At 39.2% G+C, this 20,163-nt stretch carries 21 protein-coding genes; 7 read left to right on the top strand and 14 right to left on the bottom strand.

Features of this window, described 5'->3' with window-relative positions; genetic code table 11:
- Position 1: 1 nt before the first annotated feature.
- Positions 2–2,431, bottom strand: a complete 2,430-nt coding sequence (locus tag H5116_RS16170) for a zinc-dependent metalloprotease (RefSeq protein ID WP_182716621.1) — start codon at positions 2,429–2,431, stop codon at positions 2–4.
- A 154-nt stretch (positions 2,432–2,585) separates the two neighbouring features.
- Here H5116_RS16170 and H5116_RS16175 point away from each other — a divergent pair, with 154 nt between their 5' ends.
- On the top strand, positions 2,586–3,554 hold the full coding sequence (locus H5116_RS16175; protein WP_033038639.1) for a class 1 fructose-bisphosphatase: 969 nt from the start codon (positions 2,586–2,588) through the stop codon (positions 3,552–3,554).
- 94 nt (positions 3,555–3,648) lie between these two features.
- Here the strand turns inward: H5116_RS16175 and H5116_RS16180 are convergent, their stop codons facing one another.
- Positions 3,649–3,975 (bottom strand): hypothetical protein, encoded by a 327-nt coding sequence (locus H5116_RS16180; RefSeq protein ID WP_182716622.1) that lies wholly within the window; start codon positions 3,973–3,975, stop codon positions 3,649–3,651.
- A 43-nt stretch (positions 3,976–4,018) separates the two neighbouring features.
- Here H5116_RS16180 and H5116_RS16185 point away from each other — a divergent pair, with 43 nt between their 5' ends.
- Positions 4,019–4,378 (top strand): DUF5522 domain-containing protein, encoded by a 360-nt coding sequence (locus tag H5116_RS16185; RefSeq protein WP_182716623.1) that lies wholly within the window; start codon positions 4,019–4,021, stop codon positions 4,376–4,378.
- A gap of 449 nt (positions 4,379–4,827) precedes the next feature.
- Here the strand turns inward: H5116_RS16185 and H5116_RS16190 are convergent, their stop codons facing one another.
- The 7 genes from H5116_RS16190 to H5116_RS16220 form a co-directional block, all read right to left on the bottom strand.
- On the bottom strand, positions 4,828–5,661 hold the full coding sequence (locus tag H5116_RS16190) for a sulfurtransferase (RefSeq protein WP_182712862.1): 834 nt from the start codon (positions 5,659–5,661) through the stop codon (positions 4,828–4,830).
- Positions 5,661–6,827 carry a capsular biosynthesis protein gene (locus tag H5116_RS16195; RefSeq protein ID WP_182716624.1) on the bottom strand — a complete coding sequence of 389 codons (1,167 nt, stop codon included), beginning with the start codon at positions 6,825–6,827 and terminating at the stop codon, positions 5,661–5,663. The genes H5116_RS16190 and H5116_RS16195 overlap by 1 nt, the downstream gene beginning before the upstream one ends.
- A gap of 105 nt (positions 6,828–6,932) precedes the next feature.
- The gene (locus H5116_RS16200; RefSeq protein ID WP_182716625.1) at positions 6,933–7,352 is read right to left on the bottom strand and encodes a group 1 truncated hemoglobin; all 420 of its coding nucleotides are present in this window, start codon (positions 7,350–7,352) and stop codon (positions 6,933–6,935) included.
- Complete coding sequence (locus H5116_RS16205; protein WP_182716626.1) at positions 7,352–8,185, bottom strand: DUF3034 family protein; 834 nt, start codon at positions 8,183–8,185, stop codon at positions 7,352–7,354. The genes H5116_RS16200 and H5116_RS16205 overlap by 1 nt, the downstream gene beginning before the upstream one ends.
- Entirely contained in the window at positions 8,172–10,487 is a 2,316-nt protein-coding gene (locus H5116_RS16210) for an EAL domain-containing protein (RefSeq protein WP_182716627.1), read from the bottom strand. The genes H5116_RS16205 and H5116_RS16210 overlap by 14 nt, the downstream gene beginning before the upstream one ends.
- On the bottom strand, positions 10,480–11,142 hold the full coding sequence (locus H5116_RS16215) for a methylamine utilization protein (RefSeq protein ID WP_182194018.1): 663 nt from the start codon (positions 11,140–11,142) through the stop codon (positions 10,480–10,482). The genes H5116_RS16210 and H5116_RS16215 overlap by 8 nt, the downstream gene beginning before the upstream one ends.
- A gap of 122 nt (positions 11,143–11,264) precedes the next feature.
- Positions 11,265–12,368 (bottom strand): phosphoribosylaminoimidazolesuccinocarboxamide synthase, encoded by a 1,104-nt coding sequence (locus tag H5116_RS16220; RefSeq protein WP_182716628.1) that lies wholly within the window; start codon positions 12,366–12,368, stop codon positions 11,265–11,267.
- Positions 12,369–12,546: 178 nt separating this feature from the next.
- Here H5116_RS16220 and H5116_RS16225 point away from each other — a divergent pair, with 178 nt between their 5' ends.
- Genes H5116_RS16225 through H5116_RS16240 form a run of 4 tightly spaced genes read left to right on the top strand, consistent with a single transcriptional unit; the run spans position 12,547 to position 16,088 of the window.
- Positions 12,547–13,617, top strand: a complete 1,071-nt coding sequence (locus tag H5116_RS16225; protein WP_182695555.1) for a CDP-glycerol glycerophosphotransferase family protein — start codon at positions 12,547–12,549, stop codon at positions 13,615–13,617.
- A gap of 7 nt (positions 13,618–13,624) precedes the next feature.
- Positions 13,625–14,323, top strand: a complete 699-nt coding sequence (locus H5116_RS16230; RefSeq protein WP_024597019.1) for an ABC transporter ATP-binding protein — start codon at positions 13,625–13,627, stop codon at positions 14,321–14,323.
- Positions 14,320–15,573 (top strand): ABC transporter permease, encoded by a 1,254-nt coding sequence (locus H5116_RS16235; protein WP_182716629.1) that lies wholly within the window; start codon positions 14,320–14,322, stop codon positions 15,571–15,573. Before H5116_RS16230 ends, H5116_RS16235 begins: the two co-directional genes overlap by 4 nt.
- Positions 15,574–15,587: 14 nt before the next feature.
- Positions 15,588–16,088 (top strand): DUF3299 domain-containing protein, encoded by a 501-nt coding sequence (locus tag H5116_RS16240; RefSeq protein WP_004335523.1) that lies wholly within the window; start codon positions 15,588–15,590, stop codon positions 16,086–16,088.
- 69 nt (positions 16,089–16,157) lie between these two features.
- Here the strand turns inward: H5116_RS16240 and mutM are convergent, their stop codons facing one another.
- Positions 16,158–16,967: a bifunctional DNA-formamidopyrimidine glycosylase/DNA-(apurinic or apyrimidinic site) lyase gene (mutM, locus tag H5116_RS16245; protein ID WP_004335526.1), complete on the bottom strand. Its 810-nt coding sequence runs from the start codon at positions 16,965–16,967 to the stop codon at positions 16,158–16,160.
- Positions 16,967–17,482: a hypothetical protein gene (locus tag H5116_RS16250; RefSeq protein WP_004335529.1), complete on the bottom strand. Its 516-nt coding sequence runs from the start codon at positions 17,480–17,482 to the stop codon at positions 16,967–16,969. Before H5116_RS16250 ends, mutM begins: the two co-directional genes overlap by 1 nt.
- A gap of 118 nt (positions 17,483–17,600) precedes the next feature.
- On the opposite strand from H5116_RS16250, the gene H5116_RS16255 reads away from it, so the two are divergent.
- Positions 17,601–18,527 (top strand): manganese-dependent inorganic pyrophosphatase, encoded by a 927-nt coding sequence (locus H5116_RS16255; RefSeq protein ID WP_004335532.1) that lies wholly within the window; start codon positions 17,601–17,603, stop codon positions 18,525–18,527.
- Between the two features lie 201 nt (positions 18,528–18,728).
- On the opposite strand, the gene rpmG is transcribed toward H5116_RS16255, so the two are convergent.
- The 3 genes from rpmG to radC form a co-directional block, all read right to left on the bottom strand.
- A complete protein-coding gene (gene rpmG / locus H5116_RS16260) occupies positions 18,729–18,884 on the bottom strand; it encodes a 50S ribosomal protein L33 (protein ID WP_004335545.1) in 156 nt (51 codons plus the stop codon).
- An 11-nt stretch (positions 18,885–18,895) separates the two neighbouring features.
- Complete coding sequence (gene rpmB, locus H5116_RS16265; protein WP_004335549.1) at positions 18,896–19,132, bottom strand: 50S ribosomal protein L28; 237 nt, start codon at positions 19,130–19,132, stop codon at positions 18,896–18,898.
- 274 nt (positions 19,133–19,406) lie between these two features.
- Positions 19,407–20,081, bottom strand: coding sequence for a RadC family protein (radC, locus tag H5116_RS16270; RefSeq protein ID WP_007581936.1), 675 nt, complete (start codon positions 20,079–20,081; stop codon positions 19,407–19,409).
- Between the last annotated feature and the right edge of the window lie 82 nt (positions 20,082–20,163).

A 20,163-nucleotide genomic window follows, 5' to 3' on the forward strand; every position in this document is an offset into this window, starting at 1 on the left:
TCTAAATTGGTGAGCCCGGTGGGATTGGCAGCACTTTAAAGTTGTTTGGCCATTGCCCTTTAATTAAAAACTGATTTACTTGCTCAGCTAAATATTGCTTAAACGCACTCTCGCCAGTACTTGTATGGCTCAGCATTGAGTTTTGGTTAAAGTCTTCACTTAACTTAACTAAGTAGTAACGTAGCTGCGCCTGTACTTCAGGGCTTGCACTATCGCTTGCTACTAAATCAGCCATGGCTTTTGCAGTTAAAAATTGCACGCGCTGAGTGATTTTACCTGTCATCGTATTAGGTGATGACGCGTTAAACACTTGGCCATATAGCTCCTCAAGTAACTCATCTAAACTATAAAAGTCATTACTACGTGCTTGCTGCTGCGCTAGGCGGTTTAAACGCTGTGCGTTTAATAAAAGCGACAAGCTGTGCTGCACTGCAACCTCGGGTAATGCCATTGCATCGAGCGTTAACCCTGTGCGCCCTACTATGCTCTCGCGCGACTTAGACTCGCCATACGCTTTTGGCGGAATTAGTGATAGTACCGATTCAGGAAGTAATAAGTTACTTGGCTTAAGCGTTGCAAAAATAGCGTTTACCGCTTCTTGCTGTGTTTTTTTATTAACGACTTGTGCGCCTTTTACGGGTGAATCACCACGTGTTTCGTATTCGTAATCAACACCGGCTATAAGTTTCACTGCAGCCTCAACCTGAAAACGGTGAAACAGATAAAGCGGAACTAGTTTTTCCTCTAATTGCGATAATGAGTCGCCCGTTTTAATATTATTAATACCAAACTGCGAAAGCGCTTTTTTACGTACGTCGAGTACTCGTAAAAGCTCCTGAGAAGGATTAGTGCCGTTATCCCATAGATGAGCTGTTGGATGTGCGCCACCTTTAGCACGAGCATCACTATCTGATATAAACTCAAGGCCTTTAGTTTTGTTCTCCTTTAAAATAGCAGCAAGTTCTGCGCTTTCATCTTGGTTAGTGAAATCGCTATAGCCATATTTAATTACTTGGGTATCCCACACGCCCATGCCTGTTGCATAGCCGCGCGTTACATCAAGCTTACCTTGTTCATTAAAACTAAGTAGCGGATGTGGGTAATCCATTACAGAAGCTCTATCACCTACCGATGCCGCAAAGTTATGAGCAATACCTAACGTGTGACCAATTTCATGCGCGCTTAATTGGCGAATCCGATCAAGCGCCATTGCTTGCAAGTTTTTAGCAACTTCATTGCCTTTTAAATAAGGAGCAGCGAGTGCTTCAGCTATTAAAATATCTTGGCGAACACGCAATGAGCCAAGTGTTACATGCCCTTTAAGTATTTCACCTGTACGTGGGTCAATTACAGAACTACCGTATGACCAACCACGCGTTGCACGGTGTACCCATTGAATGACGTTGTAACGAATATCCATAGGGTCGGCGCTACTTGGCAGCACTTTTACTATAAATGCATTTTTATATCCTGCAGCAGTAAATGCGTCGTTCCACCATTTCCCACCTTCAAGCAAAGCGCTTTTAACGGGCTCTGGTACGCCAGGATCAAGGTAATAAACAATTGGTTTAACAGGTTCACTAATAGGTAAACTTGAGTCTTTTTTAGTTAAACGATGGCGCGGTATATAACGCACGTACATAGAGTCACCAAGCGGCGCTGCGTAATCTTTATGTTCTATACTCCAAAAACCTGATTGCGGATTAAACTTACGAGGTGTGTAGTTATCATCTGGTAATTGAATAAGTGAATGATGCATATGAACAGTAAGCGCATAAGGGTCGGCACTTACTTGGCGAACAAATTCACCTGGTTTTGTGCCCTTAAATGTAAGTACGGCTTCAAGCTCGGTGTTTTTTACAAATGCTTTTGAGCGATTCATATAAACGGCGCTACGTGATTCATCAAGGCTAAAGTTCCCTTGCTTACGTGCAGCAAGCTTGCGACTTACGCCATGTACATCACTTAATAAATAAGGCGTATAATCAATAAGTGCTGTGGCTTTATCTTCTGCGACTACTTTAAAACCAGCAAGTATACTTGATGCAAACGCTTCTTTAATACTTTGCTGTTCAGCCTTGTTACTTGTATTAGCACGATAGTAAGTATTTACAGCCCGCAGCATTACTTTGTCGCCAAAACGCTCAAACTGCACAAGGTGAGTATTACCAAGCTGACCTCTATCAAGGCCTATATCGTTAGAGCCGATACCGTAAGGCAAGCTTTGCTGCAGTAAAAATTGTTGTTCAAACTTATCAACTTTTAAATATACTTTTCCGTTTTGGGTGTCGTAAAAAAACGAATAATAGCCCGGAAAATGATTCATTTGCGTAGTAAATTCATCAATTGACTTAATTGCTGCGTGCGCTTGAGTTATGATAGAGCACAGCACAGTAAAGAATATGTAACTTAGTAGTGGTATTTTTTTCATAATCTTATCTTTGTTATTTGTGTTTTAAGTACGATTAGGTGGTCCCATTATATGGTGCTATTTAAACAATACAGTTATTTAAGACGAATTTCAGCGCTCTAAGCTAATCTCTCTCACATTATGATTGGTTTTAACACGTTATCAGGAAAATAGAATGCGTAGACTCCCTCCAGTATTACTTGAAGATGGTTGTTCAAGAGAACTTTTATCATTAATTCGAACAATTTTAGCAGCATGTAAAGAAATTTCGTTTCGCGTTGGTCAAGGCGCGCTTTCTGGCGTATTAGGCTCAACCCTTGATGAAAACATTCAAGGTGAAACTCAAAAAAAGCTCGATGTATTATCTAATCAGTTGTTAAAAGATATTTTACTGGAATCAGGTACGGTTAAAGCAATCGCCTCTGAAGAAGAAGACTACACAGTAGCAGGTAACCCAGACGCTAAATTTATAGTAGCATTTGACCCACTCGATGGCTCGTCAAATACGGACATTAACTCACTTGTGGGTACTATATTTTCTATTATGGAAGCGCCTGAAGGTTCTGACGCTGCTGATCAAAGCATATTTATGCAGCCCGGCCATAAGCAAGTTGCAGCTGGTTACGTACTTTACGGGCCATCAACAATGCTTGCGCTGACTACAGGTAAAGGCACGCGCATGTTTACCCTTGATAAAACACAAGGCAGCTTTTTACTTACACAAGATTTTGCCGAAATCCCTGCTGATACAAACGAATTTGCCATTAATACGTCTAACCAACGCCATTGGCAGCCAGCTATGCAAAACTATATCAATGATTTGCTAGCAGGCGATACAGGCCCGCGCGCTAAAAACTTTAATATGCGCTGGATTGCAGCAATGGTGGGCGATGTACATCGCGTGCTTAGCCGTGGCGGTTTATTTACTTACCCTACCGACACTAAAGATCCTAAAAAGCCAAATAAATTACGCCTACTTTATGAAGCAAACCCAATGGCTATGTTAGTAGAGCAAGCTGGCGGTATCGCATCAACCGGTACCGAGCGTATTATGGATATTCAGCCTGATGCAATCCACCAGCGAGTAGCCGTTATTTTAGGTTCTAAAAACGAAGTAGAAACGTGCTTGGGATATCATAAATAATCGCTTAAAACGGTTGTCCTCAATTTAAAAAACCGCATTCAATTGAAGTGCGGTTTTTTTTAGGTGAGGTTTTACACCTCGCTTTTTAAACAAATCAAACTTTTACTAACGCAACTATTTGAGCAAGCTTTTGATGATTAAGCTCTCCCATTTGCTCGCTATTACTGAGCGCATAAATAAAACCTTCATGCTCAGTACAATCAATGTCATCTCGCGATTCAATTACGTTTGCCCAAAGCTCCAAATCATCTAAGTCTATTTCGTTACTTAAACAGCGTTTAAGCACATCAATTAAAACCTCGGTTGAGAGAGTATAGTGAGCTTTATTGCTATCAGCAGGGCTTGAAACGATAACCGATATAGCTTCGCCCCTTTGCTCTCCAAATGTAATAAATTCAGCTAATGCTTTTTGTGTATTCATAATATTTGTTATTCTTGGCTCACTGTTACTAAAAAGAATTATAATGACTCAACTTAACTGTACTCAATGCCACAGTACTCTAACGTGTAATGTAGACGATATATCAGCGTGTTGGTGCAATGAGCTGCCGGCTATTTTACCGCTTGATATCACAGCAACAAGTTGTTTATGCCGCAAGTGCACGCTTAATAAAATAAATACTTTTTTAGAGGGTGTTTATACACAACCTATTAAAACCCAAATAGACTTTGCAAAGCAATATAGAGGTAACGACAATTTAATTGAAGGGCTCGACTACACCATGCAAAGTGGTTACATGGTATTTAGTAAGTGGTTCTTTTTAAAGCGTGGTTCGTGCTGCAAAAATGGTTGTAAAAACTGCCCTTATAGTTTTAAAAAGTAAAAGCTATTTAATACAACTACGAGCAAACATTGATTTTTATCTTCTCATTTTCTTCTCTTTCACTTCTCCTTGTGAGTAATATTTTTAAATACTGTTATTCACAAAGAGGTTTAGAGGCGCTGCGTTTTTAGAGTAAGTGATTGTATAAAAATAGTATTCAAATACGAGTAAGCACTGGTTTTTACCTTCTCATTTTCTTCTCTTTCACTTCTCCTTGTGAGTAATACTTTAAATGCTGTTATTCACAAAGAGGTTTAGAGGCGCTGCGCTTTTAGAGTAAGTGATTGTATAAAAAGAGTATTCAAATACGAGCAAGCACTGGTTTTTACCTTCTCATTTTCTTCTCTTTCACTTCTCCTTGTGAGTAATATTTTTAAATACTGTTATTTACAAAGAGGTTTAGAGACGCTGCGGCTTTAACGTGAGCAAGCTCTAAACCCACAACACATCTACTTTTCTCCTGTGGCGATGGGTAATGAATCACTTGCACCCCACTCACTCCACGAACCATCATAAACGCTTAAATTACTGTAACCACATTCAGTAGCAAATAACGCTAAAGCACACGCTGTAATACCTGAGCCACAGCTAAACTGTAACTGCCGCGCATCATCAACCACGTCACTAAATATCGCTTTAATTTCGGCAAGTGGTTTAGCTTCACCTTTATTAAGTAAATCCATAAAAGGCAACGAGCGACTATTTGGGATATGCCCGCTACGCATGCCTTTTCGGGGTTCACTTTCTTCGCCTGTAAAACGCTTATAAGCACGTGCATCTAGCAATACAGTGCTGGGCTCATCAATTGCGTCAACCACTTGTTGGCTATTGATAAAATACTCAGAATTATAGCTTGCCGTAAAATCACTTTTACCTAACGATTTGCTATAACCTTGCTGTGTGGCGTAACCGCTCTCTAACCACTTTTTAAGGCCACCACTGAGTACTTTTACGTTGTGATGCCCCATAGCTTTAAACATCCACCACGCCCTTGCTGCGCTAAATAAACCGCCATCTTCGTATACAACTATAAACGAATCGTTATTTACTCCTGCATTTTGCATCACGTGGGTAAACTGCTGCTCGCTGCATACCGTACTTGGTAAGGGATTTGATCTATCGGCCAACTCGTTTTTTATGTCAAAACGTTTAGCGTTGGGCAGCATTGCTTGTGGCGAATAAGTACCCAAAACACCTGGGCGCAGCATACCTGCATCAAATATCACTAATGCAGGATTATTAATTTGCTCGTGTAATTGCTGACAGCTAATTAGGTTTTTCACTACGATTCCTTATCACCATGATATTTAGCAAACTCATCATTACCCGTAAAACGCGCTTCAATCGCTTTAATGTGTTTATCTTCAGTGTGTTTCCAAACGCCAGGAATACAATATACATGCTCAATAAAGCTAAAAAACTTATCCTTTAATAATGTATTTGGTTGCCAGCCCTGCATTACTTCGTTCAGATTTGCTGCAAGCTGCTCGGCAGTGCTCGCATGCTTTACCAAGCCCTCAATGTTGTAACAGGCTTGTCCAAGAGTTAAAACTCGTTTATTTAGCAGTAATGCTTCTAAGCCGACCGTTGAATTAATCGTTAATACGGCTTCTGCGCACTTAATCAAATCACTCGTTTGATTTCCATTAGCAAAAATTGCAATCGGATCTTTTTCATAAAGATGAGCGTAATGTTTATGCCACGACGGATGCTCTTTAAAAACCACTTTTAAACTTGGATCATTTAAGCTTTTGACGGCTTTAATCACCTCGTCGTAAAACATGTCCATAGAGTTTATCCACGGAGAAAAGCTAGCTAATTGAGTATCGTGAGGTACTTGAAAAGGCGCAAATATATAGCGTTCTGGCACATCGGCGCACTCAAATTCACAGCGCTTTTTATGATCAGCTCTTGGAATTAAATCCGGCGCAGAAAAGTTTAACTTATTTTGTGGGTCAAAATTTAGGTAAAAAGAAGGGTCACGGCTTAACGACGCATTATAGTTAATACCATTAGGGTCTAAACTGCTTGTACCGGGTAGTAAACCATTTTCATAATAAAACTGCTTTACACCTAATGCTTTTGCAGCCATAGCAACGGTTGTATTTGGAAGTTTATTGCCATTCCAAATAACAATGCAGTCAGGATTAGTCTCGGTTAATAAGGCTAAATACTTAGCGTATCGTAATCGTTCAAATAAAACTAACCCAGCACTGTAAACAGCAGCAATAATAGGACTATTCCAGATAGCATTACGTGCTCTTTTGCGTTTTAGCTGAGAGTTAACTACATCAGTAAAATTAACTTGAAACGCATCTTTTAAATACTTAACAGCAGAAAGCTTAGGAGCTCCCATGATATGTAATTGGCAATCCATCGACAATTTTTTGATTATTTTTTTATAGTATTTTGCGTGTACATTTTTGCGAGAGATGAATAGATAAGCCATACAAGCTATATTTGCCAATTATTGTTTTTATGAAATAATTCTAAGTGGACAATGACATCAAAGCAAGGTTCCCTTTACTTAATAATTACTTTAAAGCCTTTATGGCTACATTTTTATAATTTCACCACGAAGTGGTGCCATTCTAGAGAGAATATCGTTTTGCAAACTATGGCTAATGTTCTGCTCATTCATTGCATTTATAAGTAAATCAACCACATGATTAAAGTCTTTCTCTGTAATATGCATACCTGTATGGATTGCTACCATAGAGTCGCCATCGTATGTACATGGGCCTTCTACTAACATACACATATGAGTAATAAACCCTTGGCGAAAGTACGCTATATTGCTGTGTTCAAAGTAATGAATTATCTGCTCGTCATTGCCTATTTGATAGATAAAGCTATCAACAATTCTGCCTATCCCAGCTTTACCATCCAGCTTTTGATAAAGTGAGAGCTTAGTAGAATTTGCACACCCACTAAGCAACCCTAAACAAATCAAAAAAATACCAACGCTTTTCATTACCAATACCCTGTAACCGATAAATACCAACCTGTTTGATCGTCAGCCCCTGCAATGCTTCCTAAATCAAGGTAAGCCGCAGTCACACTCACATGCTTGTTAGGCATCCACGCTACAAATAAGTCTTTCCAATCTTGTTCGCCTAAGTTTAAGTTATTTGATTTTTGACGATACTCAACACCTACGGCTATTTCGCGACTCAAAAATAGTGCTGTGCTGCCTTCAAATAATACTTTTCCGCTAGTATTTTCTCCACCGTAACCAAGTAAACCAAGTTGATTAGCTTCACTGTATCTTGTAGTTACGTTCCAAAACCAGTTATAGCCAGCAATAGCCCCTAAATGTAATTTACTAGCAGCGAGGTAGTAGTCAGTACCGCTAGTCTTTTCTGCGCCTACAAGTGTTGCAATACTGCCATCATCCAGTGATTTATGCTGAATCCCTAAGCTAAGCTGTGGCCAATCACTGTAAACAATATCGCCGTACAAACGTATTTTAGCACCTGTAATTGATTGCTCTATTTCAGCATCAAGTGCTGGTACATCAAAGCGCTGTTGGGCATAACTAAGCTCAACACGATTAAATAAATTAAGTTGTGCACCACATACGTCAAGTGTGTAGTCGGTTACATCTGCGCGACTACAAAAGCCATTTACCGAAAATTCATCATCACTTGCGTACCCAGCAAGTTGTGCCCACGGTACAATCCCCCCGCCGCCACTGCCTTCAATTTGAGAAACTCCCGGCGTAGCTAGCAGTTTTCCATTGCTTGCAATGCTCGGCACACTAACTATTAAAAACAAACTTGCTAATAAGTATTTAATTTTTTGCATAGTATTCCTCCAGCCATTCTTCTAATAGTTCTGCTTTTAAAGGCCTACTTAAGTAATAGCCTTGTGCATGGTCGCACTGCATGCCTCTAAGTAAATTTAATGAGCCAAGCGTTTCAACCCCTTCAGCTACAACCGAGAAACCTAGCTGATGTCCCAACGTAATTGATGATTGCACTATAAATTGATCTTTTTGCGATTCATCAAGTTTTAGGATAAAGCACTTATCTAGCTTAAGCTCATCAATAGGCAGCATTTTTAATCTACCAAGTGATGTTTGCCCTACACCATAATCATCTAATGATATTTTAACGCCAATTGCCTTTAGGTTTTCGAGCGCTTTAATACCTTTTTCTTCGTTTTCGATCATATCGCGCTCAGTAAGCTCAATAGTGATCAGCTTAGAATCTAATTTGTACTTTTTAAGCGTGCGAACTAATGCAGCGTGAAAGCCCGGAAATGCTATATCTTGCGCAGATACATTTATTGCAGCCTGTAAGTTTATATTTTTAGACTGCCAATCAGCTACTTGTGCTACAACCGTATTAACAACCCACCCAGTAAGCTCAACAATAAGCCCCGACTGCTCGGCTAAGTCAATAAACAGTTCAGGATTAACCCAGCTACCATCTTTTCGCTGCCAGCGAATAAGCGACTCAACTTTATCTATTTTTTGCGATTTCAAATGTAATTTTGGCTGATAAGTCATAAACAATTGACCATCGTCATCACTAATAGCCTGCTTTAGTTCATCAAGCATTATTAAGCGCTCTAAGTGCGCTTCGTCTTCGCCATTTTGATAGTAATGTATGCTCTCTTGTGTGTTGGCAGCACTTTCAACTGCAATTAGCACACGGCGCATTAAGTCATCACTTGCAATACCTTGTGTAGGATACTGCACAATGCCTGCACTAAAGCGTAAGTTAATTTTTAGTTTTTGAATGGTGTAGCACGCTTGTAATTGTGCCATTAAGCCAACAATACCGCTTTTTTGCTCGCGCGCTGCCGCAGTCGGAAACACAGTTAAAAACTCATCGCCGCCAATACGGGCATGAAAGCCCCCTAACTCATCCGAAAACTCACTTATTCTGCAAGCAACGGCCTTTAGGCAGTCATCACCAATGCGCGGACCGAGCTTATCGTTTATATGGCGAAGACCTTTTATGTCTATTGCAACGAGCGTGTACTCGGCTGATGAATCTAACTCATCATCAAGCACCTCAAGCATTGCTGAGCGGTTATAAAAGCCTGTTAGGGAGTCGTGACGGGCTTGAAAGCTAATTTGTTGCTCGCGCTGATTAATATCATTACCCATGCTATCAAACGCTGCGACTAGCGTGTCTATTTCGGTACTTTGCCTTTGGCCTTTAAATTCAAAAGCATAATTCCCTTGTGCAAATTGCCTTGCTATTACAGCTAGTTGAGTAAGTGGCGTAGTTAAATTATTTGCAAATATGCTGCTTGTAATAACACCTACAAACATAGTTAAAATAGCTAAAATAATAAGTGTAAAAAGCAGTTTTTCGAAATCACTATAACTTTGTGTTAAATCGGCACTCAGCAAAATAATTATGGGATGGGTCAACAACGATGGTAAATCTATTTCTCGGTTACGAAACACTAAATACTCACCAAATAACCGCGATGTGGTTACGGTACTAAAATAGCTAACAGGTTCAAATTGCTCAGGACGATTAGCTAATGAGCTAATAACAATATCGTCAGCACTGCCTATAAAACTTACATCCATGCCTGTTAAGCTTTTTAGTTCATGGGCTACATTGTCGTCAATTTTAAAGCCCACCAAACTATAGGCTACTGTACGTGGCGCTTTTACAGGTAATAAAATAATTTGATACAGCTCGTTATTAAGCACCACAAAACTAGACTCTTCTGGCGCACTTAAAAGCTCTTCCATCAAGGGCTTTAAGTTGTGTGCAAAAACGTCTTCGTCAGTATTGGCGGAAATTAGCTTACCCGATAAATCAAGTAACAACATTAATTCGGCATCAATACGCTGACTGTGATTAAACAACACGCTGCTGATTGTACCTGCATCTCGCGTTGCTACAGCTTGCTTAAAACCAAAATCGGAGGTGAGTACTTTTGCAGCGGTTAACAGTAGGCTTTCTTTTGACTTTAAATATTGCTTATAAACATTTTGCGCTACGGTAATATCTTGATTTACTTTTTCTTCTTGAAATTTACTCGTAGACCACCAAAAACTAAACAAGCTGACCATAGTGGTTAATAACACTAAGCCAACACATAAAATGGTTATGCGATTTCGTAAACTATTAGTCATTACCAGCCTTAAACTTACTACCAAAGGTATTTCTGGGTGCTGGAGTTGATGTGTTTACTGTTATCTGTAACTGTTTTTGAGAATTAATTGTTATCATTTTTTTATTCTCCAATGGTGCTGTTTGTAATGGATGCCACACACTCACTTGTGCAGGCAGTGTATTAATAGGCAAATTTACATAGCCTTTTTTATCTGTTTTATATACGAATTCGCTGTTAGCTACATAAATATAGCCAACCATAGAGTCATGTATATTACACCCCAAAACAACAACCCCTTGTTGCTCAAACGTAATGGGCTCTTTTGGTTGGCCTGAATATAATCTTAGTTGAAAAGGCTTAGCTTGTGAAAAAGAATAAACATGATGGCGAATATTATCGCTGTTAGGAAAGTTAACTTTTTGACCCTGTTGTACAACTAATAATTCGGGTAAAAACTGCTTATGGACTTGATCCATTATAGCAATGGGCAAATTTGATGGTGTGGCTTGTTTACCAGCAATATTAAGCTCAACCACAGCACCTGATAACTTTTGGCCGTGTTGATCTTCTATTACTAATTCAACATTTGCACTTAAAGCAAACTGACTAAAAAACAAACCTATAGCTAAAAAGTAATGACTTTTAGCAAACTTTTGCAATGCCCGTTCAAACATAACAATACCTAAACATTAATATTAGGTTAAGTTAATTAGAGACGAGCACTAATTGCAAGAATTATAGCCCAGTAACTAAAAATAAAGATTTAGTTACTGGCTTTATTAGCACTTAAGTGCTGTTATTTAACAATTAATCCGTAATCGTTATCTAAAATAGTAATAACTTCTTGGCGAGGATCTTCAGGGATCACGATATCTCTGCCAACAATTTTACTCGCTATGCCAACATAGGTATTTGACACTTCAAGCATTACTGATTCTGGTAAAATATAATCTTTAGCTAACTGCTCACGCTCACTCATGCGATCTTTATTTAATAATACGTCGCTCTCTGGCACGTTATTAATCAGTAATTGACGAAAGCCTTCTTTAGAATTTTCAACAATTTTACCGTCTTTGTAAGCGGCTTCATCCCAAATACGTGACGAATCAGGCGTGCCTACTTCATCAATATATATAAGCTGTTGCGCGCCATTTAAACCCTCTACATAACCAAACTCAAATTTTGTATCTACAAAAATTTGGTTAAGCTTCGCTAGCTCATCACTAATTAATTTAAAGCCTTCAACTAACAGTTTTTCGTATTTGGTTACGTCATCTGCCGATTTAAAGTTAAATACATCTAAGTTATTAGTAATGTTAGCGCGAGTTATATTTACATCATCAACTGGCGGAATATCAGCAACGCCTTCAATAATACCTTTTGTTGATGGCGTAACTAAAACGTTATCAAGCTTTTGGTTCGCTTTTAAACCTTCTGGCAAGTCAATACCACAAAAGTTACGTATGCCTTTAGCGTAGTCACGCCACATGCTGCCCGTAATATATTGGCGAGCAATTGCCTCTACTTTTACGGTACTGGCCTTGCGTACAATCCACACATACGGATGCGGAATATCAACAATATGATTACCCGCAAGACCCGCTTTATCAAATAACTTAAACCAATGGGCTGCCACTGAGTTTAGCGCTATACCTTTACCTGGTACGCCATTTAAACCGTTTTCGCCCTGCCAAATGCAATCAAATGCAGAAATTCGGTCTGAAATAACCATAATAGCAAGCTCAGTACCTGTCGGTACTTGGTAGCCTTTATCTTTAATTAATCGTGCGCTGTCTTCATCAGTTAACCAATAAACTGAACGAACTTTACCGCTGTGTACTTCACCTTTGGTACGAATGGGTAAATCATCGTTTACGTCTAAAACTTTATAGCTAGTCATGCTATCTCCGGGGTTAGGGATGCTCTTTGAGCAAAGTATGGTATGGGGTTATATGGGCTGTATAATAATCTAGCCAACCTCAAAGCTCAATCGGATGCTTAAAACAAATAAAGGCATATATTTATAAGCGAGTCGCAATGGGGTAAACTTAATGTGCTAACCAGCCTGAGGAGATAGCTTGAACTACTTAACTGCCACTAAAAATAAAAAATACTTAATGTATATTTCTCAGAATTATTCATACGCTATCTTGAGACCTTTGCAGGCGCAAATATTGACACATGGTGGTGAAGTACGCTGGTTTTTAGCGGGTAGCGAAGTAAACCCCGATTTTTTAACCACAGACGAGCCACGTTTACATACCATAAAAGATGTAAAAAGCTGGGCTCCAAACATTACGTTTATACCGGGTAATATAGTACCTAGCTTTATTCCAGGTAAAAAAGTAGCTGTATTTCATGGTTTTAATTCTGAAAAGCGCAGCTCTGAAGGTAATCGTGGTCATTTTACTATTCGTGGTTGTTACGATTTATATTGTACGCAAGGCCCAAATACAACAACCCGATTTAAAGAGCTAGCTAAGCAGCATGGTTTCTTTAAAGTAACTGAAACTGGCTGGCCAACACTCGATCCACTTTTTAGTAACACTTCAAATAATCCTTATGTAAGCGACGACCCTCGCCCTACTTTACTTATATGCTCTACTTTCTCACGAAAGCTATCACTTGCTCCTAAATTATATGAGCAAATAAAACATTTTAGTGAGCAAGGTAAGTGGCGTATTTTGATGCAGTTTCATCCTAAAATGCCTGCCGAATGGGTTAATAAATATAAAGCGCTGAGTAACGAAAATCTAACATTTATTGAAACCGATAACGTTTTGCCGTTACTGCAAGCTGCTGATGTTATGCTGTGCGATACATCGTCAGTTCTTTTAATGTTTTTACTACTACGTAAACCGGTAGTCACGTTTTGTAATCAAAAACCACTTCCTCATTTACTTGATATTACCGACGCAGATGAAGTAGAAGCAGCTATTGAACACGTGCTTACTAAACCTAGTGATTTAATGCAAAATATTGAAAGCTATTGCCAGGAACTTCATCCGTATACCGATGGCCAATCTAGCCAACGCGTATTAAATGCAGCTAATGAATTTTTACAAAGTAACGAAAAACTAAAACCCAAGCCATTAAATATAATAAGACAGCTAAAAATGCGTAAAGATCTAAACTACTGGGGTTGGTAATCGGATAATGATAAACCTGAAAAACGTAACTTTTAAGTGGCATAAAAGCGATAGCTCACCCACGCTCAACATAAAAGAGTTAGTTATAGAAAAAGGTGAGCATATTTTTTTACACGGTCCTAGTGGCTCAGGTAAATCGACCTTATTAGCGATTCTTGCTGGCATTAATACAGCCACCAGCGGTGAGGTATCAATTTTAGACCAAAACCTAACTACATTAAGCAATACCACCCGTGATGTTTTTAGAGCGGATCACATTGGCTACATTTTTCAAAACTTTAACCTGCTTCCTTATTTAACTCCTATTGAAAATATAACGCTTGGGTGTGAGTTTTCAAAAAGCCGAAAACAAAAAATATTAAAGAAATCATCAAATAAAAACTCTGCCTTACAAAAAGAAGCGATACGGTTATTAAATGCTTTAGGCCTTACTGCCCAGTATCACCATAAAGATGTAGCGACACTGAGTATTGGACAGCAACAGCGCGTTGCTGCCGCTCGCGCATTTATAGGCAGCCCTGAACTAATAATTGCTGATGAGCCCACATCTGCACTCGATACAAATAACCGTGAGAGCTTTATAAAGCTACTGTTTGAACAAGCAAAGTTATCTAATAGTACGCTGGTATTTGTGAGCCACGATGAAACACTAAAGCCTTTATTTAACCGCTCCATTGATCTTATAAATTTGCAGGAGCAGGTATGATTCTCGCTAAACTTGCTTACAAAAGCTTATTAAATCGCCGCGCAAGTGTACTGCTTACATTATTTACTATCGCAATTAGTGTAATGCTACTTTTGAGTATTGAACGTGTACGAATTGATGCTAAAAGTAGTTTTAGTAATACTATTTCGGGCACTGATTTAATTGTTGGTGCGCGTACCGGCGATATACAGTTGCTGCTTTCGTCAGTATTTAGAATTGGCCATACTAATAACGGCGTAAGTTGGAAAAGTTATCAATACATAACAAGTCAGCGAGGCGTAAAATGGAGCATACCTATAAGCCTAGGCGACAGCCATAAAGGCCAAGCGGTACTAGGCACAACACTTGATTACTTTAGCCATTATCGCTTTGCAAAAAAACAAAATTTAACCTTTAACAAAGGCCACCCTTTTGCCGCAATTAACGAAGTGGTGCTAGGTAGCGAAGTTGCAAATAAACTAGGCTACAAACTTAACGACTCTATTGTTATATCGCACGGCATGGGGAACACCAGTTTTCATCATCATGACGATAACCCATTTAAAGTCGTCGGCATTTTAAACCCAACAGGCACGCCAGTTGATAAAACGCTGCACATTACTTTGGCTGCAATCGATTTAATTCACGGCGGTAAAGCGAGCCATGAGCATGAGCATGAGCATGAGCATGACGAACATAACAACCTAGTCGGTCACCCTAAGCAAATTACAACATTTTTAATGGGATTTAATTCGCCTTTGTACACATTACAAATTAGGCGCAATATAAATCAATATAAGCCAGAAGCCCTGCTTGGCATTATGCCAACCGTAACACTTAAAGAGTTATGGGAAATGCTCGCCATAGTAGAAAAAATACTATTACTATTCTCAGCTGTTGTCGTGTTAGTTAGCTTACTTGGTATGTTAACGACATTGCTTGCAAATCTGAGCCAGCGACGTCGCGAACTTGCTATATTGCGCTCAGTAGGGGCTCGCCCTTGGCATTTATTTACACTTATAAGTATTGAGTCATTACTGACAACTTTACTTGGTTGCCTAGTGGGTAGTGCGCTTTACTATTTAGTTATTTTTTCAGCCAGCGGTTACTTACAAAGCCATGCCGGTATAAGCGTAAATATTACAATGCTCTCTTACTATGAACTGGGCTTAATCGGGGTTATTATGGCCGCAGGTTTTGTTATTGGCTTAATACCCGCTACTCGCGCTTATTTTTATTCACTCAGCGATGGCATGAGTATAAAAGCATAATTTTTAGGTATTTTATGACATTTTTTAAAACAGCTTTTCAATACATTGCTGCTATTAGCTTATTATTTATAAGCGTAGCGAGCTATGCCAATCCACCAAAAGAAATTTTTTGGGAAGACTTAATTCCCAAAGGTCATATGCAAATAGACACTCAAGCACAAGCTAATCACGAAGGCAGCGATCAAAACTGGGTGCAACCCGATTTAGATGCTCCAGTGGTAAAAGCGCTTGATGGTCAATCGGTAAGTTTGCCAGGTTTTGTTGTGCCACTTGAGGGCGATAGCGAAGTCATTACTGAGTTTTTACTCGTGCCTTATTTTGGCGCCTGTATACACGTACCACCACCACCGCCAAATCAAATAGTCCATGTAACGATTAAAGGTGGTGTGCCTATAGATAGTCTGTACGACGCAATCGTTGTAACCGGAATAATAAGCACAGAAACATGGTCGGGCGAAATCGCGCAGGTAGGATATAAAATGAAGGCAGTCGGTGTAGCACCGTTTGAGCTTTAAAATAAAGGGCCCGCTTTTAAAGCTGGCCCTTAAATCTCATTAAATTTAGAGTCAGTAAAATTCAAATAACTACTTTTGGCAATTTGAGCAAAAAATAGTACTGCGTTGCCCTAATCTAATTTCTTCTAATTCGTTTTCGCACGTCATACATGGCTTACCTTTGCGCCCATATACTAATAACTCTTGGGCAAAATACCCAGGCTTACCATCACTTTGTGCAAAGTCTTTAAGCGTTGTACCACCTTGTGTAATAGCCGCCGCAAGCGTGTCTTTTATAATAGGGATAAGTGCTTGATAACGTTTGAGCGATACTTTTCCCGCTTCTCGCTTTGGATGTATACCCGCTTTGAATAACGATTCATTCGCGTAAATATTACCAACACCAACCACCACTGCGTTATCCATAATAAATTGCTTTACGGGTACTTTTTTATTGCGCGATTGTTCGTACACGCGTTTAGCAAAAAAATCATCGGTAAGCGGCTCAGGACCAAGCTTAGAGAGTAGCTTATGCACTTCACCGGGCTCTTGCCATAAGCAACAACCAAAACGACGAGGATCGTTTAAGCGCAGCGCTTTACCGTTGCCAAAAATAAACTCTACATGGTCATGCTTTTTAAGCGGCTCACTTTTATCTACTACACGCAAATTACCTGACATACCCAAATGTAAAATAGTGCTCCCAAGCTCACAATGTAAAAGTAAATATTTAGCTCGTCGCTCAATACTTGTAACAATTAGCCCTTCAAGTTGATACACATCATCGGGCACTGGCCAGCGCATACTGGCATTGTAAATATTTACCTTTGTAACAACTTGGTTTTGTACGTGGGGAGTGATACCCATTCGGCTCACTTCTACCTCTGGTAATTCAGGCATTAATTAGACTCACTTTGTGAAAAATCAAAACTAGGGAATAACTGCTGAGCAGTTTTTAAATCGAGTGCGAGTATTCGCTGGCTTCTCTTTTCGAGTAAATAATATTGTCCATCGCCTTTGTAGAGCAAATAAACCCACGGCATACTTTCGCCAGCCAACTCAAATGTAGCAACGTATAAAGGTGCATTAGGATTAAAAACAACAGACTCATTAACCCCCATTAGCGCCGCGCTTTGCCATTGGTTAACTAAATCACTAAGCTGCTGCTCAGAAGCTTTCCACACGAGCGGTATATCTTTTTGTAGTGGTGTTGTACGCCAACTTGTTCCTATTCGCTCAATTTTTTGATCAACAAATTGCAGTGTAAGTACAAAACTTTGCTGGGGGAGTACAGCTTGTAACGCTGGTTTATCCTCCCCTCCTAAAAATTGCTTATGCCAGCCATTTAAAAAGAAGATCATAATCAACATCGAAAATATTATAACGTTGTTCCAACCTTTACGGCCCAGTCGCATATAAATACACCTAATAAATTCAAGATTTTAAAGTGTAACTAAAACTTAATTGCGCTGTCTATATGTTAAAGGCCGCAGACTTTGTTAGAATATCGGCAAATTTAAAGGAGTTCCGTCAATGTCTATGTATGTAGTGGGCCATAAAATCCCAGATTCAGATTCTATTTGTGGTGCAATTGCACTGGCTTATTTAAAAAACCAAATTGATGAGCCAGCAATTCCAACTCGTCTTGGTGAAGTTTCACCTGAAACTCAATTTATCCTTGATAGATTTGGTTTTGAAGCACCAGAGCTTAAGTTAAGCTACGCTGGTGAAGATGTGTATATTGTAGATCACACAGAAAAAACACAAGCACCTGATGATATCGACCAAGCTCGCGTTGTTGGTGTGGTAGATCACCATAAATTAGGTGACTTAACATCATCGACTCCGCTTGAATGTTGGATTCGTCCTGTTGGTTGTTCAAACACCATTATTAAAATGATGTATGACTTCTACAACGTAGAAATCCCTAAAGACATCGCTGGTATCATGATGTGTGCAATTTTAAGCGACACAGTTATATTTAAATCGCCAACATGTACCACAGCCGATATTAAATGTGTTGAAGCGCTAGCTGAAATTGCAGGCATCGAAGACTTTAAAGAACTTGGTATGGATATGTTCCGCGTTAAATCTGCGGTAGAAGACACACCAGCACGTGATTTAGTAATGCGTGACTTTAAAGATTTCAACATGAACGGTAACCTAGTAGGCATTGGCCAGCTAGAAGTAATCGACCTTGCTGTTTTTGACGATATTAAAGCAGACCTTGCAGCCGATATTGCTAAGCTAAAAGTTGAGGGCAACCGCCACTCTGTATTTTTACTGCTTACCGATATAATGAAAGAAGGCTCAGAAATGCTAATTGTATCTGACGATGCAAACTTAGTTGAGCAGGCTTACGGTGTAAAACCAGAGAATGATAAAGTATGGTTAGATGGTGTACTGAGCCGTAAAAAGCAAGTAGTACCACCACTACAAGATGCATTCACAAAAATCTAATGATACCAATTTTATTAAAAACATGATTATTTTATCGCATTAAATAAATCACTAATTTAATGCTATTGGTATAACGTTTTTTGATTTAAAAGCCTTGTTGGTTATGCCAACGAGGTTTTTTATGTCAATTCGCTAATCATAGTTTAAAAACAAAAAACCCAGCCTAAGCTGGGTTTTTAAATTCTAAAAGAAGAACTAAAATTACTTAATTTTAGCTTCTTTAAAAAGAACATGTTTACGAATCTTTGGATCAAACTTTTTGATTTCCATCTTCTCAGGCATGTTACGTTTGTTTTTGTCAGTAGTGTAGAAAAAACCAGTACCGGCAGTTGAAACTAAACGGATTTTATCGCGCATGATTCAGATCCTTAAACTTTAACGCCGCGAGCACGGATTTCTGTAAGAACCGTGTCGATGCCTTTTTTATCGATAATACGCATACCTTTAGTAGTAGTGCGTAATGTTACAAAACGTTTTTCACTTTCAACCCAAAAACGGTGTGTTTGTAGGTTAGGTAGGAAACGACGTCTAGTCGCGTTTCTCGCGTGTGAACGGTGATTACCAACCGCTGGACGCTTACCTGTAACTTGACATACTTTAGACATGTCTATATATCTCCAATAACTTCGCTCGAGCTTAATTTAATCTAAGGCCGTGTATTTCCGCCCTAGAGATAAATCGAAGGGCGCTCTTTATACAGCTTTTACAGGCAAAGATCAAACACTGATCTATCCAATCAGCTCATATATGTAAATTTGATAGCGGCTAATTATAAAGATCGAATGCCCTTAGGGAAAGTAAAAACTGCATTTAAATTAAACTAATTTGCCAAAACACGTTAAACAGCTCATTTTTAACACACTTATGTGTCTAACAAAGCTAAATCAGGCCTCGCTCGGCAAACGAAACACAGGTTTCTCCACCAACAATGATGTGATCGAGCACACTTATGTCGACCAATTGCAGTGCTTGCTGCAATTTATTAGTAATAAGTTTGTCTGCTTGGCTCGGTTCTGCAATACCACTTGGGTGATTATGCGCAAAAATAACAGCGGCTGCATTATTTTTAAGGGCAGCCTTTACCACTTCACGCGGATAAACACTGGCAGAATTAATTGTGCCATAAAAAAGTATTTCGTCTTTTACTAATCTATTTTGGCTATCTAGGTATAACACCATAAATACTTCTTGTTGCAAGCCTCGCATTTGAATTGTTAGATAGTCATAAACTGAGTTAGGCGAATTAAACACTGCATCTCGTTGGCAACGCTCCTGCATATAACGTTGGCTTAGCTCTAATACAGCTTGTAGCTGCACATACTTAGCGGTCCCTAACCCCTTTTGAGAGCAAAACTCCTCAATACTGGCATTAAACAAATTATGTAGGGTTTTATTTTCATTTAATAGATGCTGAGCCAACTCAATTACATTCATTCCTGGTAACCCTGTTCGTAAAAATATGGCAAGGAGCTCAGCATCAGTAAGCGCTTTAGCTCCTTTCGCGATGAGTTTTTCACGAGGTCGAAGTGAGTTTGGAAGTGAAGTAAGTTGCATTGTTCATCCTTGAGAGGCGAAAGTGTCTTATAAATGTAATGCAAATTTAAAATTTAGCCTGTTATTTCGAATTAAAAAACTT

The sequence above is a fragment of the Pseudoalteromonas sp. SG45-2 genome (assembly GCF_014164115.1).
Classification (GTDB): domain Bacteria; phylum Pseudomonadota; class Gammaproteobacteria; order Enterobacterales; family Alteromonadaceae; genus Pseudoalteromonas; species Pseudoalteromonas distincta.

Excerpts from the sequence above, each read along its gene's own strand:
- H5116_RS16200 (WP_182716625.1), bottom strand. The coding sequence starts at position 7,352 with ATGAAAAGCGTTGGTATTTTTTTGATTTGTTTAGGGTTGCTTAGTGGG.
- H5116_RS16230 (WP_024597019.1), top strand. The coding sequence starts at position 13,625 with ATGATAAACCTGAAAAACGTAACTTTTAAGTGGCATAAAAGCGATAGC.
- H5116_RS16255 (WP_004335532.1), top strand. The coding sequence starts at position 17,601 with ATGTCTATGTATGTAGTGGGCCATAAAATCCCAGATTCAGATTCTATT.
- H5116_RS16240 (WP_004335523.1), top strand. The coding sequence starts at position 15,588 with ATGACATTTTTTAAAACAGCTTTTCAATACATTGCTGCTATTAGCTTA.
- H5116_RS16205 (WP_182716626.1), bottom strand. The coding sequence starts at position 8,185 with ATGCAAAAAATTAAATACTTATTAGCAAGTTTGTTTTTAATAGTTAGT.
- H5116_RS16195 (WP_182716624.1), bottom strand. The coding sequence starts at position 6,827 with ATGGCTTATCTATTCATCTCTCGCAAAAATGTACACGCAAAATACTAT.
- H5116_RS16210 (WP_182716627.1), bottom strand. The coding sequence starts at position 10,487 with ATGACTAATAGTTTACGAAATCGCATAACCATTTTATGTGTTGGCTTA.
- H5116_RS16215 (WP_182194018.1), bottom strand. The coding sequence starts at position 11,142 with ATGTTTGAACGGGCATTGCAAAAGTTTGCTAAAAGTCATTACTTTTTA.
- rpmG (WP_004335545.1), bottom strand. The coding sequence starts at position 18,884 with ATGCGCGATAAAATCCGTTTAGTTTCAACTGCCGGTACTGGTTTTTTC.
- radC (WP_007581936.1), bottom strand. The coding sequence starts at position 20,081 with ATGCAACTTACTTCACTTCCAAACTCACTTCGACCTCGTGAAAAACTC.
- H5116_RS16250 (WP_004335529.1), bottom strand. The coding sequence starts at position 17,482 with ATGCGACTGGGCCGTAAAGGTTGGAACAACGTTATAATATTTTCGATG.
- H5116_RS16175 (WP_033038639.1), top strand. The coding sequence starts at position 2,586 with ATGCGTAGACTCCCTCCAGTATTACTTGAAGATGGTTGTTCAAGAGAA.
- H5116_RS16235 (WP_182716629.1), top strand. The coding sequence starts at position 14,320 with ATGATTCTCGCTAAACTTGCTTACAAAAGCTTATTAAATCGCCGCGCA.
- H5116_RS16180 (WP_182716622.1), bottom strand. The coding sequence starts at position 3,975 with ATGAATACACAAAAAGCATTAGCTGAATTTATTACATTTGGAGAGCAA.
- rpmB (WP_004335549.1), bottom strand. The coding sequence starts at position 19,132 with ATGTCTAAAGTATGTCAAGTTACAGGTAAGCGTCCAGCGGTTGGTAAT.
- H5116_RS16185 (WP_182716623.1), top strand. The coding sequence starts at position 4,019 with ATGACTCAACTTAACTGTACTCAATGCCACAGTACTCTAACGTGTAAT.
- H5116_RS16170 (WP_182716621.1), bottom strand. The coding sequence starts at position 2,431 with ATGAAAAAAATACCACTACTAAGTTACATATTCTTTACTGTGCTGTGC.
- H5116_RS16220 (WP_182716628.1), bottom strand. The coding sequence starts at position 12,368 with ATGACTAGCTATAAAGTTTTAGACGTAAACGATGATTTACCCATTCGT.
- mutM (WP_004335526.1), bottom strand. The coding sequence starts at position 16,967 with ATGCCTGAATTACCAGAGGTAGAAGTGAGCCGAATGGGTATCACTCCC.